Annotated in this window: 16 protein-coding genes; 11 read left to right on the forward strand and 5 right to left on the reverse strand. The window is 70.4% G+C overall.

The window, feature by feature from the left end; all coding sequences use genetic code 11:
• The first annotated feature begins 11 nt into the window (after positions 1-11).
• From ACFPCV_RS04165 to ACFPCV_RS04175, 3 genes are all read left to right on the forward strand, one after another.
• Positions 12-248, forward strand: a complete 237-nt coding sequence (locus ACFPCV_RS04165) for a hypothetical protein (protein WP_378054622.1) — start codon at positions 12-14, stop codon at positions 246-248.
• 109 nt (positions 249-357) lie between these two features.
• Positions 358-861: a DUF421 domain-containing protein gene (locus tag ACFPCV_RS04170; RefSeq protein WP_378054623.1), complete on the forward strand. Its 504-nt coding sequence runs from the start codon at positions 358-360 to the stop codon at positions 859-861.
• Positions 862-895: 34 nt separating this feature from the next.
• Positions 896-2,356, forward strand: a complete 1,461-nt coding sequence (locus tag ACFPCV_RS04175) for a peptide MFS transporter (protein WP_378054625.1) — start codon at positions 896-898, stop codon at positions 2,354-2,356.
• Between the two features lie 31 nt (positions 2,357-2,387).
• Here ACFPCV_RS04175 and ACFPCV_RS04180 read toward each other — a convergent pair whose 3' ends face one another.
• The gene (locus tag ACFPCV_RS04180) at positions 2,388-3,245 is read right to left on the reverse strand and encodes a universal stress protein (protein ID WP_378054627.1); all 858 of its coding nucleotides are present in this window, start codon (positions 3,243-3,245) and stop codon (positions 2,388-2,390) included.
• Between the two features lie 266 nt (positions 3,246-3,511).
• Here ACFPCV_RS04180 and ACFPCV_RS04185 point away from each other — a divergent pair, with 266 nt between their 5' ends.
• Positions 3,512-4,867, forward strand: coding sequence for a sodium:proton exchanger (locus tag ACFPCV_RS04185; protein ID WP_378054629.1), 1,356 nt, complete (start codon positions 3,512-3,514; stop codon positions 4,865-4,867).
• Positions 4,868-4,939: 72 nt separating this feature from the next.
• Here ACFPCV_RS04185 and ACFPCV_RS04190 read toward each other — a convergent pair whose 3' ends face one another.
• The 3 genes from ACFPCV_RS04190 to ACFPCV_RS04200 form a co-directional block, all read right to left on the reverse strand.
• Entirely contained in the window at positions 4,940-5,965 is a 1,026-nt protein-coding gene (locus ACFPCV_RS04190; protein WP_378054631.1) for an NAD-binding protein, read from the reverse strand.
• Between the two features lie 160 nt (positions 5,966-6,125).
• Positions 6,126-6,353: a hypothetical protein gene (locus ACFPCV_RS04195; RefSeq protein WP_378054633.1), complete on the reverse strand. Its 228-nt coding sequence runs from the start codon at positions 6,351-6,353 to the stop codon at positions 6,126-6,128.
• Positions 6,354-6,576: 223 nt separating this feature from the next.
• Entirely contained in the window at positions 6,577-7,752 is a 1,176-nt protein-coding gene (locus ACFPCV_RS04200; RefSeq protein WP_378054635.1) for a cytochrome P450, read from the reverse strand.
• An 87-nt stretch (positions 7,753-7,839) separates the two neighbouring features.
• On the opposite strand from ACFPCV_RS04200, the gene ACFPCV_RS04205 reads away from it, so the two are divergent.
• Positions 7,840-8,436, forward strand: coding sequence for a TetR/AcrR family transcriptional regulator (locus ACFPCV_RS04205; protein ID WP_378054637.1), 597 nt, complete (start codon positions 7,840-7,842; stop codon positions 8,434-8,436).
• Between the two features lie 52 nt (positions 8,437-8,488).
• Here the strand turns inward: ACFPCV_RS04205 and ACFPCV_RS04210 are convergent, their stop codons facing one another.
• Positions 8,489-8,770: a metal-sensitive transcriptional regulator gene (locus ACFPCV_RS04210; RefSeq protein WP_378054638.1), complete on the reverse strand. Its 282-nt coding sequence runs from the start codon at positions 8,768-8,770 to the stop codon at positions 8,489-8,491.
• A 205-nt stretch (positions 8,771-8,975) separates the two neighbouring features.
• On the opposite strand from ACFPCV_RS04210, the gene ACFPCV_RS04215 reads away from it, so the two are divergent.
• The 6 genes from ACFPCV_RS04215 (at position 8,976) to ACFPCV_RS04240 (ending at position 14,864) form a co-directional block, all read left to right on the forward strand.
• Entirely contained in the window at positions 8,976-9,929 is a 954-nt protein-coding gene (locus ACFPCV_RS04215) for a M56 family metallopeptidase (RefSeq protein WP_378054640.1), read from the forward strand.
• Between the two features lie 39 nt (positions 9,930-9,968).
• Positions 9,969-10,328 (forward strand): BlaI/MecI/CopY family transcriptional regulator, encoded by a 360-nt coding sequence (locus ACFPCV_RS04220; RefSeq protein WP_378054642.1) that lies wholly within the window; start codon positions 9,969-9,971, stop codon positions 10,326-10,328.
• 126 nt (positions 10,329-10,454) lie between these two features.
• Positions 10,455-10,994 carry a transposase gene (locus ACFPCV_RS04225; protein WP_378054644.1) on the forward strand — a complete coding sequence of 180 codons (540 nt, stop codon included), beginning with the start codon at positions 10,455-10,457 and terminating at the stop codon, positions 10,992-10,994.
• Positions 10,995-11,190: 196 nt separating this feature from the next.
• Complete coding sequence (locus tag ACFPCV_RS04230; protein ID WP_378054646.1) at positions 11,191-12,498, forward strand: family 43 glycosylhydrolase; 1,308 nt, start codon at positions 11,191-11,193, stop codon at positions 12,496-12,498.
• A gap of 468 nt (positions 12,499-12,966) precedes the next feature.
• Positions 12,967-14,391, forward strand: a complete 1,425-nt coding sequence (locus tag ACFPCV_RS04235; RefSeq protein ID WP_378054648.1) for an ABA4-like family protein — start codon at positions 12,967-12,969, stop codon at positions 14,389-14,391.
• Positions 14,391-14,864, forward strand: coding sequence for an ABA4-like family protein (locus tag ACFPCV_RS04240; protein WP_378054650.1), 474 nt, complete (start codon positions 14,391-14,393; stop codon positions 14,862-14,864). The genes ACFPCV_RS04235 and ACFPCV_RS04240 overlap by 1 nt, the downstream gene beginning before the upstream one ends.
• Positions 14,865-14,885: the final 21 nt, after the last annotated feature.

Here is a 14,885-nt window from a genome sequence, read left to right on the forward strand (position 1 = left end):
GGAGACATCCCGTGCGGGACAAGGCCACACCAGACCAGAAGACCCCGGACGAGAGGCTGTTCCCGGCGAAGGTGACCGCCGCGATCGGAAGCGTGATCGTCATGATCGGGTTCTTCGTCATCACGTTGACGCGCGGCCCCAACGACGTCTACACGGTCGTGGTCGGGGTGATCACGGTCGGGCTCGCGGCGGCGGTCGCGGCCACCCTGGTGCGGAGGCACCGACGGCGCGCGGGCCTCCGGCGATGAACCCCGGGCCACCGGTCCCACTCCGCGGTCATGCGTTCGCACCTTGCGGGTTCCTGACCTTCCCCGGCCGGGAGCGGGTAGACAGCGCGTGACCGGGTAGTCGTTCGCCATGTTCTTCGACACCTGGTCCGCCGTCGGCAGGATCGCGCTCGTCGGCACCATCGCGTTCGTCGTCGTGGTGGCCATGCTCCGCCTGTCGGGCAAGCGGACGCTCGCGAAGATGAACGCGTTCGACCTGGTGGTCACCGTCGCCCTCGGCTCGACCCTCGCGACCATCCTCCTCTCCCAGCGGGTCGCGGTCATCGAGGGCGTGACCGCGTTGGCCGTGCTCGTCCTGCTCCAGTTCCTCGTCGCGTGGCTGGCCGTGCGGTCGACCACCGTGAAGAAGGCCGTCAAGTCGTCACCGACCTTCCTCGTCCGCCGGGGACAACTGCTCACGGCGGTGCTGCGCGACCACCGGGTGAGCGCGGAGGAGGTGTACCAGGCGGTCCGCGCCAACGGGCTGGGCGACCTCGAGTCGGTCGACGCGGTCGTCCTGGAGACCGACGGCAGCTTCAGCGTCATCACCGTCGGCAGCGCCGGGTCCCGCGGCGCCCTCGCCGACGTGCGGTGAGCCCGCCGGCCACGGTCCACCGAAGGAGGCAGCGATGAGCGCCAACGCCGAGACGGCGAAGCAGGAAGACGGGTTCTTCGGTCATCCCCGGGCCCTGGGCACCCTGTTCGGGCTGGAGATGTGGGAACGCTTCTCCTTCTACGGCATGCAGGGCATCCTCACGATCTACCTGTACTACGCGGCCACCGACGGCGGTCTCGGGCTGCCGGAGGGGACGGCGACGAGCATCGTGGGCGCGTACGGCGGCCTGGTGTACCTGTCCACCGTCGTGGGCGCGTGGCTCGCCGACCGGGTCGTCGGCTCCGAGCACGTGTTGTTCGCGAGCGCGGTACTGATCATGCTCGGGCACATCTCACTCGCCCTGCTCCCCGGGTTCGTCGGCCTCGCGGTCGGGCTGTGCTGCGTCGCGTTCGGCAGCGGCGGGCTCAAGGCCAACGCGACCTCGCTCGTCGGCGGCCTCTACCGGCCGGGCGACGACCGCCGCGACGCCGGGTTCTCCCTGTTCTACCTCGGCATCAACCTCGGCGCCTTCGTCGGCCCGCTGCTGACCGGCCTCGCCCAGCAGCGCCTCGGGTTCCACTACGGCTTCGCGCTGGCCGCGATCGGCATGGCCGCGGGCCTCACCCAGTACATGTTCGGCCGCAGGAAACTCAGCCCCGACGCGAACGTGGTGCCCAACCCGCTGCCCGCGGGCAGGCGGCCGCTGGTCGCCGCGGCCGCGGTGGGTGCCCTCGCCATGGTCGTCGTCCTCGTCATGACCGGTGCCGTCACACCGGCGAACCTCTCCACGGTCACGGTCGCCGTGATCGCCGTCGCGGCCGCCGCCTACTTCGTGGTCATCCTCACCAGCAAGCGAACCGACGCCGACGAACGCAGTCGCGTGACCGGCTTCATCCCCATCTTCCTGGCCAGCTTCGTGTTCTTCGCGCTGTTCCAGCAACAGTTCACCGTCGTGATCCTCTACGCCGACCAACGACTGGACCGCACACTGTTCGGCTGGGAGATGCCCGTCGCGTGGGCGAACTCCATCAACCCGATCTTCATCATCCTGCTCGCGGGCGCCTTCGCCGCCCTGTGGACCAAACTCGGTCCCCGCCAGCCATCCAGCCCGGTCAAGTTCGCGCTCGGCACCATCGTCATGGGCCTCGCCTTCCTGACGTTCCTGCCCTGGTCGGGCGGCACCGGCAACTCCACCCCGCTCCTCGCGCTGGTCGGCATCCTGCTCCTGTTCACCGTCGCCGAACTGCTGCTCTCCCCCGTCGGACTGTCGCTGGCGACCAAACTTGCGCCCGCGGCGTTCCGCACCCAGATGGTCGCCCTCAACTTCCTGTCCATCGCGCTGGGCACCGCCGTGGCGGGCAGCCTGGCGAAGTACTACGACCCCACCGACGAAGCGCCCTACTTCCTCGCCGTCGGCGGCGCCGCGATCGTCTTCGGTGTGCTGCTCGCCATCGCGAGCCCCCTGATCCGCAAGCTCATGCGCGGGGTCCGGTGACCGCCCCGCCGCTTCCCGGTCCGCGAGGACCTCATGGCACGACGGCGACGGAGCACTTCGCGTGGTGCAGCAGCGTGTGGGCGGCCGAGCCGGTCAGCAGCCTGCGGAGGACACCGTGGCGACGGTCGCCGACCGCCACCAGCGGCGCATCGGCCGAGAGGTCGAGTGCCGCCAGGTGTGGCTGCGTGCCCGCGGCGGCCACGTCCACCCGCACCCCCGGGTACCGGCTGCGCGCGTCCGTCAGCCACCCGCGCACGGCAGCCGGGACGACCCGGCCCGCGTGCACGACCGTCACGCTCGTACCCCACCGGTGCGCCATGTCGCACGCGAAGGCGAGCACCCGTGCGCTCGTCGCCCGATCGTCGACCATGGCCACGACCGGCGCGTAGCCCGTCACCACCGCCGCCTGCTGCACCGGCGTCAGGTCCCGGACGGCGACCACGACGCGCCTCGTGGTGCGGATCAGCTCCGCCCCGGTCGAGCCGAGCAGCAACCGCGACACGGCACCGAGATCCGACACCCCCACGGCGACGACGTTCGCGCCGACGAGGTTCGCGTGCTCGGCGAGCCGGGAGTGCGGCCTGCCGTCGTGAATCGCGCCGTGCGCCTCGAGACCGGGGGTGGCGGCGCGGCACGCGTCGATCTCGGCGACCACCTCGTCCTCGATGAGGCATCGCTGGTCCTCCGACGGCCCGCTGAGCCCCGGCGGCACCCATCCGGTCGCCACGGTCGGCGGCACCGGTTCCACGACACGCACCACGTGCAGCGGGCAACCGCGGACCGCGGCCTCGGCCGCCGCCCAGCGCACCGCGCACCGGGCCCGGTCGGTCCCGTCGAACCCGGCGACGACGCCGTGCCACAGGTCCACCGTCCGCTCCGCGGGAAACATGAGCCACTCTCCTCCCGAGCCACAGGTCTCGGACGTGAGGTACCCACCATGCGACGGCAAGGGCGGCACCGAACCTTGCGACTGCCTTACCAATCCGACACGAGCGCGGCGGCACGTCGCGGAATACCCGGCTCGGCCCCCGGGTAGCCATGTCGAGAACGTAGTCCGGCGGGCCGAGCACCCGAGCCGAGAGGAGACCCCGTGCACGCGTTGCTTCGCGGAGTAGTCGCAGGTGGGGCGGCCGTCCACCGGGCACGCGGGTAGCCATGCCGCACTCGTCCGACGTCGAGCGGCGGCCCTCTTCCGCGACCGGTGAACGGCGTGGACCGCCCGTCCAGCTGCCGTTCGCGGTGACGGCGGCCCTTCCCGGTACCTACCTCGGTGCTGCCGGGTACCTCGGTCTTCCGCATCCCGACCTGGCCGCTCCCCTGGCCGCGGCGGTGTTCGGCATCGCGATCATCGGTGCCGCGTTCGTGCTGTCGTGGGCGGCCGAGGCGGCGCAGGTCGACATCAGCGCGGGTCTCGCCATCGCCGTGCTGGCGGTGGTCGCGGTGCTGCCCGAGTACGCCGTCGACCTGGTGTTCACCTACCAGGCCGGGCAGCTCTACGCCGAGCAGGGCACGTGCGTCGCAGGGGATGGCGGTGCGAACCCGTGCTCGCTGGCGCTGGCGAACATGACCGGCGCGAACCGGGTCCTGGTCGGGTTCGGCTGGCCCCTGGTCGTGCTCGTGGCCAGCATCGCGACGCTGCGCGCGCACCGGGAGAGCAGGTCGACCCATCCCGGCCGCGTGGCACTCGCCCCCGCGATGTCGGCGGAGGTCGTGTTCCTCGGCATGGCGACGCTGTACTCGCTGACCCTGCCGCTGCGCAGCTCACTGACCATGATCGACGCCGCGGTGTTCGTCGCGATCTTCGCGGGCTACGCGTGGCGGCTGTCCAAGGCACCGACCGAGGAACCCGACCTGGTCGGCGTGGCCGCGTGGCTGGGCCACAAGCCGAAAGCGCGGCGCCGAGGCACCGTCATCGGCCTGTTCGCCGTCGCCGGCCTGTTCATCCTGGCCACGGCCGAGCACTTCGCGGAGAACCTGGTCGACACCGGCAAACACCTGGGTGTCGACGAGTTCCTGCTGGTGCAGTGGGTCGCGCCGCTCGCGAGCGAGTCACCGGAACTGATCGTGGCCTGCCTGTACGCGGTACGGCTCAAGGCATCGCACTCGCTTGGCACGCTGCTGTCCAGCAAGGTCAACCAGTGGACACTGCTGGTCGGCACGATCCCCATCGTGTTCGCGCTGTCGGCCACCACGACCGACGGGCTCCCGCTGGACACCCATCAGCGTTTCGAACTGCTCATCACCGCGGCGCAGTCGCTGTTCGCGGTCAGCGTCCTGGTCAACCTCGGGCTCACCGCCAGCGGCGCGGCCACCCTCTTCGTCCTGTTCGCCGTCCAGTTCACCGCGAGCATCGTCCTGCCGGCCGACACCAACCGCGTCATCATCGTCGTCCTGTCCGTGCTGTACGCCGTACTCGCCGTTGGCCAGTTCGTCCGCAGGCGACGCGACACCGCCCGCATCGTCCGCGACGGCATCGCGACCCCGTTCACCGACCTCACCGACGGGCGGTGACGCCGCCCGCACCGGGCCGACCACCGCGTGTCCCTCGGACCGCGGTCGCGTGACCTGCCGCGGCGCGAGCACTCACGTCCGCAGTGCTTGTTCGACCTGTGCCGCGGTGAGCGGCCGCGGGCTGACGTAGTACAGCACCGAACCCGCGGGCAGTTCGGTCTGCCACGGCGGGTTGACGAGCAGCCGGCCATCGGTGCGCGCGGCGAGCACGATCGCACCGTGCTCGCGCCCGAGCGCGATCTGGCACCGCTCGACGAGCACCGGTCCCAATGCTCCCGGCAACCGCATCGAGTAGGTGTTGGCGCCTCCGAAGGTCATCAGCTCCGCGTACACCTCGGCGATACCGGGTGTGGTCAGCTCCTCGGTGATCATCCGCGGGGTGTGCCACTGCACGCAGCGGATGTTCTCGTTGATCCTGCGCAGCAGGGTCGCCCGGTCCATGTCGCGCAACGGAACGACCAGGTGCACGTCCGGGTTGACGTGGTGGACGGTCACCGCGATCGCGAGTGCCTCGTTGTCGTCGCGGGCGTCGATGAGGACGGTGGCCGCGGCCGGCACGGCGGCGCGGCGCAGCGTCTCCTCCTCGGTCAGGTCGCCCCGGACGAAGTCGATGCCGTGTTCGGGCATCGGATGGGTACCCACGTCGTCCCACGCGCACAGCACGACCGTGCAGTCGTCGGTCAGCAACTGCCCGACGATGCGTTCGGTGCGCCCCGGCACGTAGCCGAGCACCACGACGTGATCGGACGCGGTCACGTCGATCGCCCCTTGCATGCGCAGTCCCTTCGCCTGTTCGATGACCGAGGCCAGCTTGGTGAACACGGTCGTCAGCGTCGCGATGCCACCGATGATGACGTAGGAACCCACCACGTGGCCGAGACCCGTTTCCGGGAAGAAGTCGCCGTAGCCGACGGTGGCCGCGGTCACCACGAAGTACCACCAGTAGTTGCCCGGCTCGACCAGCGCGCTTCCGGCGGGCTCGGCGAGGACCATCAGCGGCCAGCTCGTCACGAAGACGAAGACGACCACGGCCATCGGGGTCGCCCACTTCGTGAGCACCGACAACCGCGCCAGCAGCCGCGAAAGCAGGAACGGCACGCTCACACTCCCGTCAACATCGCACCGCGCCCACCCCGGCCGGTGGGCGTGCCGACCGGACTTCCCGGCACTCCGCGGGCAAAGATGCCGCAAAGACGCCGTTCACGCAAACGACCATGACGCGGTCCGCGTGATCTGATCCACAGTGGATGAGCCGGGCTCAGCGGTCCGGTCTGCCCAGCCCGACCAGTGCGAGCCCGACCACGGCGACACCGACGACGGAGTCGTTCACCGTGGCCCGGAGCGGGACGTCCCCGGCTTGGTACTCCAGCGCGAACGGCGCGATGGACAACCAGACACCGAACGACAACAGGCCCGCCAGCACCCATGTCCGCACGGATCCGGCGCGGGGAGCACGAACCCTGCTGCGAGCCTCGCGCGTCGGCATGACCCTCCTCTGTCGGTCTGCTTCCCACCAGTCATAGGGGGTCCTCGGGGTGGGACACCACTCCACGCGAGCACCTGGCAGTGATCGTCAGGCAACCGTCAGTTCGGATCGAACGGGCTCCGGGAGGTCCTGGCGGCGCGCTTCCGTTCCCGGGCCGTGGTGTCGTCGGCGGTATCCGGCGCACCTCCGTGCCGCGCCTCCGGACCACGCCTTGTACGCGTGCTCACCAGCGCACCGGGAGTGCGGCCAGGCCGCCGGTCAGGACGTCGCGCCGCATCGTCAGCTCCTCGACGCCGACGGCGAGCCGCAGGGTCGGGAACCTGGCGGCGAGCTGGGTGAACACCACCCGCAGCTCGGTGCGTGCCAGCGGCGCGCCGATGCAGTACCGCATGCCGTGCCCGAACGTGAGGTGACCGGCGGCCGGGCGGGTGACGTCGAACCGGTCGGGATCGGCGAACACGGCCGGGTCGTGGTTGGCCGCGCCGGTGTCGAGCAGCACCAGGTCACCCGCGCGGACGGTCACGCCGTCGACCTCCAGATCGCTGCGGGCGTAGCGCGGGATCCCGCCGCCGCTCCTGGCCGGTGCCCGCAGGATCTCCTCGACCGCGCCGTGGACCAGACCCGGCTCGTCCACCACTGCCCGCCACTGCCCCGGGTCGGCCAGCAACAGCAGCGCGCCAAGACCGATCTGCACGACCGTGGTCTCGTGCCCGGCGAACAGCAAAGCCATGGACAATCCGGCGGCCTCCGCGTTGGAGACCCCGTCCTCGGCGCACAGCCGGGAGATCACGTCGTCGCCCGGCTCGGCCCGCTTGGCGGCGACCAGTTCCTGGCCGTACCCGAACAGTTCGCCCAGCCCCCGCTCGGAACGGGCGTGGTCGCGGGTGTTGGCGGCGTCGGCGGTCCAGGCCCGGAACTGTTCGCGGTCGGCGTAGGGCACGCCGAGCAGCTCGCAGATCACCAGGATCGGCAGCGGCACCGCGAGCGCGGCGTGCAGGTCCGCCGGCGGGCCCTGCTCGGCCAACTCGTCCAGCAACTCCGCGGTGAGGGCCGCCACTCTGGGGCCGAGGGCACGCAGGTGCCGGGGTGAGAAGTGCGGCTGCAACAGGGATCGCATCCGTGCGTGGTCGGTGTGCTCGGTCGCGAAGTCGCCCAGCGGGCCACCGAACAGCGCCGACTCCCCCGACCGGGCCGCCGTCTCCGGCGCCGGGTGGGCCCGGCCCAGCCGCTCGTCGTCGAGCAGCCGCCGCACCTGTGCGTGCCCGGTGACCAGCCACGCCTCGTCACCCACCGCCGTAAGGACCCGGTGGATCACACCCTGGGACCGCAACTCACGCAGCCCGGGCGCGATCAGCAACGGATCCACCTGCTCGAACGGCAACCGCACCGGGGCACTCATCGCGGCCTCCAAGGTTTCGTTCCACTTGTATAAGATGACTTGAACAAGTTACTTGTATAGTCGCCCCTTGACAAGAGGAGGTTCTCGATGGCACCCGAGCGGGTCCGGCGCATGCCCCGCGCACAGCGGCGCGAGCAACTACTCGACGCGGCCACCCGCGCGTTCGCCCGCACCGGGTACACCGCCACCAGCCTCGAGGACGTGGCCGCCGAAGCAGGCATCACCCACGTGATCCTGTACCGGCACTTCGAGTCGAAGAGCGACCTGTACCGGGCGGTGCTCGACCGCGCCTGCACCAGGCTCGCGGACGCGGTCGGGGCCGAGAACTACGACGAGAACAGCATCCCGGCACTGCTGCGCGCCGCGGCCACCGACCAGGACGGGTTCCGGCTGCTGTTCCGCCACGCCGCCAGGGAACCGGAGTTCCGCGACGTGGTCGACACGATCCGGTCGGCGTCGACCGACATCGCCCACCGCCACCTCGACGACGCGATCCCCACCGGCCCATGGCAGGACTGGGCGGCACGGCTGATCCCGGCCCTCACCCTCGAAGCCGTGATCGCCTGGCTCGACGCGGGCCGACCCGACCTGGAGCAGGCCGCCGGGCGCATCCAGCACGTCATCGACGGGGTGGTCCAGGCCGCGCGGACCGAAACGAGCGACCCGCGGACGAGCAAGCCCTGATCCGCGAGGCCGACAGCGCCCTTCGATGCGGGCACGCCGGCCGGCCGGTGCCTCAGGAACGGACCAGGCGGGCGATCGCGTCGCTCGCCTCACGCACCTTGACCGCCGCGGTCTCGCCACCCTCGGCGACCGCCTGCGCGACACAATGCCTGAGGTGCTCGTCGAGCAGGCCGATGGACACCGCCTGCAACGCCTTGGTGGCGGCCGAGATCTGCGTGAGCACGTCGATGCAGTACTCGTCGCTCTCGACCATCCGCTGCAGCCCGCGGATCTGGCCCTCGACCCGCCGCAGCCGCGCCAGGTAGCCATCCTTGTCGTCGCTGTATCCCCGCATGCCTCTCCTCACCCCCGCGAATGTCCGAACCCTATACCCATATGGGGTATGAACGCCAGGAGAGGCACGTCACCAGCACCGACGGCATCGGGAAGGAGGGGCCGGATGGTCCGTCCGCTACCGTGAGCCGCGTGCGACCGGGCATGGCTTCACGCGCGCGGCAGGCTGTGCCGCCGCGCGCGCTGACGCGCTCCAGGGGCCGCACATGACCCCCGCCCTGGCACTGCTGGCCGGCGCGGTCGTCGCCGCGTGGCTCGTCCCACGCCTCCTCCACCGGATGGACCGCCGACGCCGCGACCCCGTCCCGCTGATCACCACCTGGTTCGTGTCGATGGCGGGAGTGCTACTGGCGGCCGTCGCGGCGGCACTGGTGTTGCTGCTGCCCGACCACGGACCGAGCGGACGGCTCCTCGCCGCGCTCCACCACTGCTGGTCGGCCGTCCAGCACGGCTCGCCGCCTCGCGTCGAGGAGGCCGCGGGCATCGTCGGCATGACGTTGCTGGCCGCATTCGCCTGCCGGCTGCTGGTGGTCTCGGTACGCGGCCTCCGGTGGCGCACCCGCAGGTGGCAGGAGAACCTGGCGGTGCTGCGCACGGTCGCGCGCCCGACCTCCGGGTCCGCCGACGTCCTGTGGCTGGCACACGAACGACCACTGGCGTTCAGCATGTCCGGCCGTCCCGGCGTGGTGGTCGCCACCGACGGGCTCGCCCGACACCTCGCCCCCGACGCGGTCGCCGCGGTGGTGGCGCACGAGCGCGCACACCTCTCCGGCCGCCACCACCTGCTGGTCGCCACGGCCGACGCTCTGCACAACGCGTTGCCTTTCGTGCCGCTGTTCCGCAGGGCGCCACAGGCCATCCGCGAACTCGTCGAACTGGCCGCCGACGTCGCGGCCGTACGGGCGTGCGGGCCCGCCGCCGTCCATTCCGCACTGCTCAAGGTGACCCGGCACGACATGCCGGGCACGGCGCTCGCGATGGCGCAGGACGCGGTGGAGCTGCGTCTGGCCCGCCTCCGCCATGGCACCGCGCCGCCCGGCGGGCTCCGCCGGGCGGTCTCGTGTGGACTGGCCGGGATGGCCGCGACCACGCTGCCGTTCCTCACCGCCTTCGGCATCCTGATCGGCATCGCCGTCCTCACCTGCCCGCTGACCGGCTGACGCGCGCACCCCTACGATGACGCCGAACAGGGAGGTCGAATGCACGGTCTCGGCGAACTGGAAGCCGCGGTGATGGACGTGCTGTGGCGGGAAGCCACTCCGCTCAAGGTGCGGGACGTGCTGGAGCGGCTCGACACCGGACGACAGCTCGCCTACACCACGGTGATGACCGTGCTCGACAACCTGCACCGCAAACAGTGGGTCGAACGCGAACGGCAGGGCAAGGCATACGTGTACGAGACGGTGACGACCCGCGAGGAGGCGGCGGCCCGCGCGCTGCGCGACATCCTCGACACGTCCGGCGACCCGCACAGCGTGCTGATGCACTTCGTGGCATCGGTGTCCGACGAGGAAACCGACATCCTGCGCGGTGCGTTGCGCAAGAAGCGCCGCCGCTGACCCATACCCTACCCTGGTACGGAAAATCTACGAGGTAGCCTAGTAGCAGACCAGGACGTGGCGGTAGCCTCCGACCTACGGTGCGCGATAGTAGATGTGCTCCGCGCTCAATGGTTGGAGGAGTGCATGGCGACCCACACCTTCCACGTCAGGAACATGCACTGCGACGACTGCGCCACCCTGATCGACGACACGCTCCGGGCACTCCCCGGCGTCCGCGACGCGCGCGCGGTGCTGCGAACACACGAGATACGCGTAGAGCTGGACCCGCGAAGGACCAGCCCGGACGCCGTGAGCGCGACGATCACCGAACTGGGCTTCCAGACGAAGACACCGCCCACCTCCTCCTCGGTCCAGCCTGCCGAGCCCGTCGAACCGCAGGTGTCGGACCCGGCGTGGCGACTGGTGGAGCCGTTGCTGCGGGACGGAAGACCGAACCGCACCAAGGGCGCACGTGACGAGCGGCAACTCTTCGAAGGCATCGCCTACAAGCACCGGGCGGCCGTGCCGTGGCGGGAGGTCCCCACGACGTTCGGGCCGTGGCAGACGCTGTACGCGCGCTCGGCGCGCTGGCGGTCCGACGGCACGTGGACGAAGGTCGCCGCAACCGCGCGACGCAGCCCCTTCGCCGCCGAACTCGCGTGGATCGACTCCGTCGGCGACTGACTCCCTGCTCGACCGGCTGGCCGGTGCCGGGCGCGCCCGGCGTTGCGACCCGACTGCGACCTGGCGTGCCGTGAACGCGTCTTTCACGGACACCGGAGCCGCGGCCGTTAATCCGTTCGCGGGACAACTCTGGTGTTCCCGGACGGGGTCCGGTACGTCTCGAAGGAACGGGATTGGCCAACCGGTGGGAGACGAAGTGAATCGGTCACGTTTTGTTTCCCTCCCGCTGGCGATCGTGGTGGCCTGCGGGCTCGCCGCGCCTGCCGCCGCCGACGTTCGGACGGTGCCGCCGCCGGCGGTGATCGGCCAGGACTTTCCCGACCCGGAGGTGCTCCAGGTCGGCGGGACCTACTACGCCTACTCGACCAGTTCGTCCCCCGGTCGCGTGCCGTACGCCACCGCGCCCGCGCCGACCGGGCCCTGGACCGTCCGCGGCGACGCGCTGCCGCAGAAACCGGCATGGGCCGGCAACGGCGGGTTCTGGGCGCCGGACGTGTCGCGGCGCGCGGACGGTCGGTTCCTCATGTATTTCACGGGTCCGAGCACGGCAACGGGGCGGATGTGCATCGGCGCCGCACTCGCGGACAACCCCGCCGGGCCGTTCGTGCCGACCTCCGGGCAGCCACTCGTGTGCAACGCGTGGGAAGGCGGCGACATCGACCCGTCGAGCTTCGTCGACGGGAACGGCGCGCGGTACCTGCTGTACAAGAACGACGGCAACGCGATCGGTCAGCCCACGATCATCTGGCTACAGCCGACCGCCGCCGACGGCGTGACGTTCACCGGCAACCGGGTGGAGCTGCTGCGCAACAACCGGCCAGAGGACGAGGGCGTGATCGAGGCGCCGGTGCTGGTACGGCGGCCGTCGCACTACGTGCTGTTCTACTCCGCGGGCGTCTACACCACCGGCAACTACCACACCAGCTACGCGGTCGCCGGCTCGCTGACCGGTCCGTACACCCGCGCGTACCGGCCGCTGCTCACCACGGCTTCGGTGGACGGGACCGTCAACGGACCGGGAGGGGCGGACGTGGTCGGCACCCGCATCTTCTTCCACGGTCACCTGCCCGGCGGGGGCCGCGGCATGTACACCGCACCCCTCGGCTGGGCCGACGACTACCCGGTGGTGCGGGGCAGCCGCGTCCGCTACGAAGCCGAACGCGGCACACTCAACCACGCCCACGTCCGCAACGGCGCGGCGGGCGCGTCGCAGGGCGCGGTGGCCGCCGGGATCGACCACGCCGACAGCTGGGCCGACACGACCGTGTTCGCGGCGGCGGCGGGGAACCACACCGTCCACATCGGATATGCGGCGGGCTACGGCGACGCCCAGCACACGCTCACCGTGAACGGCGGCGCGGCACTGGTGGTCAACTACCCGAACCGCGGGTGGGACAACTGGACGCAGGTGTCGGTCGACGTCCACCTGGCGGCCGGCTTCAACACCGTCCGGCTCCAGTTCCGGAGCCGGTGGGCGGAACTCGACTACCTCGAGGTCGCGTAGCGCCCGCTGCACGGCAGGAACACCGCCGCCTCGATTCGCGGGGAACCACCGCTGTTCCCTGTCGCGCTGCCGAAAGCAAGTCGACCGGCGATTACCGTGCGGGAATTCCCGGGTGATTCCGTGCGACCATCCCCGATTTCCCGCTGATTTCTTCTGGCGCGCCGGACAGCCGCGCGCACCGCCTCGGCGGCAATCGCGCCAATCCGCCGGATCACACACAATCCGGACGGAACCAATTCGTCCAGTACAACCCAGGATTTCGACTCACGTCCGACCACGGGTCCAGTTCTGGCTTACTCGCCGGTGGGTGAACAGTGGGCGTTTCGATGAACAGGCAATGGGATCCTGGTGACCATCGGCACGGCGCAGCGTGCTGGGGAAGTGCAACTACGCAGGCACCGTTCGAGGTGGTACTGGTCCGCCGAGGAGGTACTCGTCCCGATGTCGTTGGCATTCATCCTGGTTTTCATGGCGTGCGCTTCACCCTTCTGGACATTGATGATCGTGGCCCCGGGGTGGAAGTGGACCAAGCGGATCATGTCGTCACCCTGGAGCGTGACGCCGCCCCTGATCTTCTGGTTCGTTTTCGCGCTACCGAGAATGGCGGAGTTAATTCCCGCGGTCCTCAAACCCACATTGGGCGGGTGGCAGGCGCTCATCGCCGATCCGGCCGCGCTGACCTTCGTGTGGGCACAGATCATCGCGTGGGACCTGTTCATCGGGCGGTGGATCTACCTGGACAGCCGCAAGCGGGGCATCAACCCGCTGGTGTCCAGCCCCATCATCGCGCTCGCGATCGGGTTGTCGCCGATCGCGGTGCCGCTGTACCTGCTCATCCGCAACCGGCCAGGGCTCCGGTTCACGGTCTTCGAGCCCGAGGCGCGGGCAAGGACCACGATCCCGGCGCACCTCGCGGACGCCGGCCCCGTCCGCAGGGCCGTGTTCGGCTGGCACCGGCCGCTGATGGTGGCGACCGGGTTCTCGTTCGTGGTCTGCGCGATCTCGCTGATCGGGATGGCCGTCGACGACCGGGAACTGCTCGGCCTGCCGATCTGGGCGAAGGCCGCCAAGTTCGGCCTGTCGTTCGGGCTCTACACGCTGACACTGGCGTGGATGCTGTCCCTGCCGCGACGGCACGTGAAGCTCGGCCAGAAGCTCGGCACGATCGCCGCCGTCACCACCATGATCGAGGTGGGGATGGTCGCGCTGCAGATCATCCGCGGCACGCGCAGCCACTTCAACATCGCCACCGCGTTCGACACCACCGTATGGGTGATCATGGCGGCGGTCGTGCTGGTGTTGTGGGTGGCGAACCTGCTCACCGCGGTCTTCATCTGCCGGGAGCGGATCGCGGCGGCACCGGAGCTGTGGGCGTGCCGGCTCGGGACGGTCATCTCGCTCGCGGGCATGGCGGTCGCGTTCTTCATGACCACCAGCACCGCCGACCAGCGCACACAGACGCCGCGGCTCATCAACGGCGCGCACTCCGTCGGCGTACCGGACGGCGGGCCGGGCATGCCCGTCACCAACTGGAGCACCACCGGCGGTGACCTGCGGGTGCCGCACTTCATCGGCATCCACGCACTGCAGGCGGTGCCGCTGTTCGCCATCCTGCTCACCATCCTGGTGGTCAAACTCCCGGTGCTGCGCGACAGCCTGGTGCGCGTCCGTCTCGTGTGGACCTTCTCCGGCTTCTTCGCCGGGATCTTCCTGCTGACCACCTGGCAGGCGCTGCGCGGTCAGTCCGTCATCGCGCCGGACGCGGCCACCCTGGTCGGCGTCGCGGTGCTCGTGGCCGGCACGGCGGTCGCCACCACGTGGTCGTTGCGCAGGCAGGCCGAAACCATGCCGGAGGTACCGGCGCAGAAGGACGTTGAGGAGGTACTGGTCTGATGTCGACCTCGACCGCGTTCGTGCTGGTCTTCTTCGTCGGAGCCGCACCGTTCTGGACCCTGATGATCGCGGCCCCGAACTGGCGCGTCACCCAGCGGGTCATGTCCAGCCCCTGGAGCGTCACGCTCTCGCTGGTGTTCTGGTACATCTACGCGATCCCGCGGCTGCTCGACCTGCTGCCCGCGGTGTTGCGGCCGACGCTGGAGAAGTGGCAGGAACTGACCGCGAGCCCCGAGGCGCTGACGTTCACCTGGGCGCAGATCATCGCCTGGGACCTGTTCGTCGGCCGCTGGGTGTACCTGGACAGCCGGGAGCGCAACATCCACCCGGCAGTCATGGCGCCGATCCTGCTGCTCACCATCACGCTGTCGCCGATCGCGGTGCCGCTGTACCTGCTCATCCGCAAGCCCCTCACCCGGTCGACGCCCACCGAGGCGATCGTCGAGCCCGCGATCCCCGTCGGGACGCGCTGAGGGCCGGCCGTCCGCCGGGTC

This window comes from Actinophytocola glycyrrhizae, assembly GCF_042653545.1.
GTDB classification, from domain to species: Bacteria; Actinomycetota; Actinomycetes; order Mycobacteriales; family Pseudonocardiaceae; genus Actinophytocola; species Actinophytocola glycyrrhizae.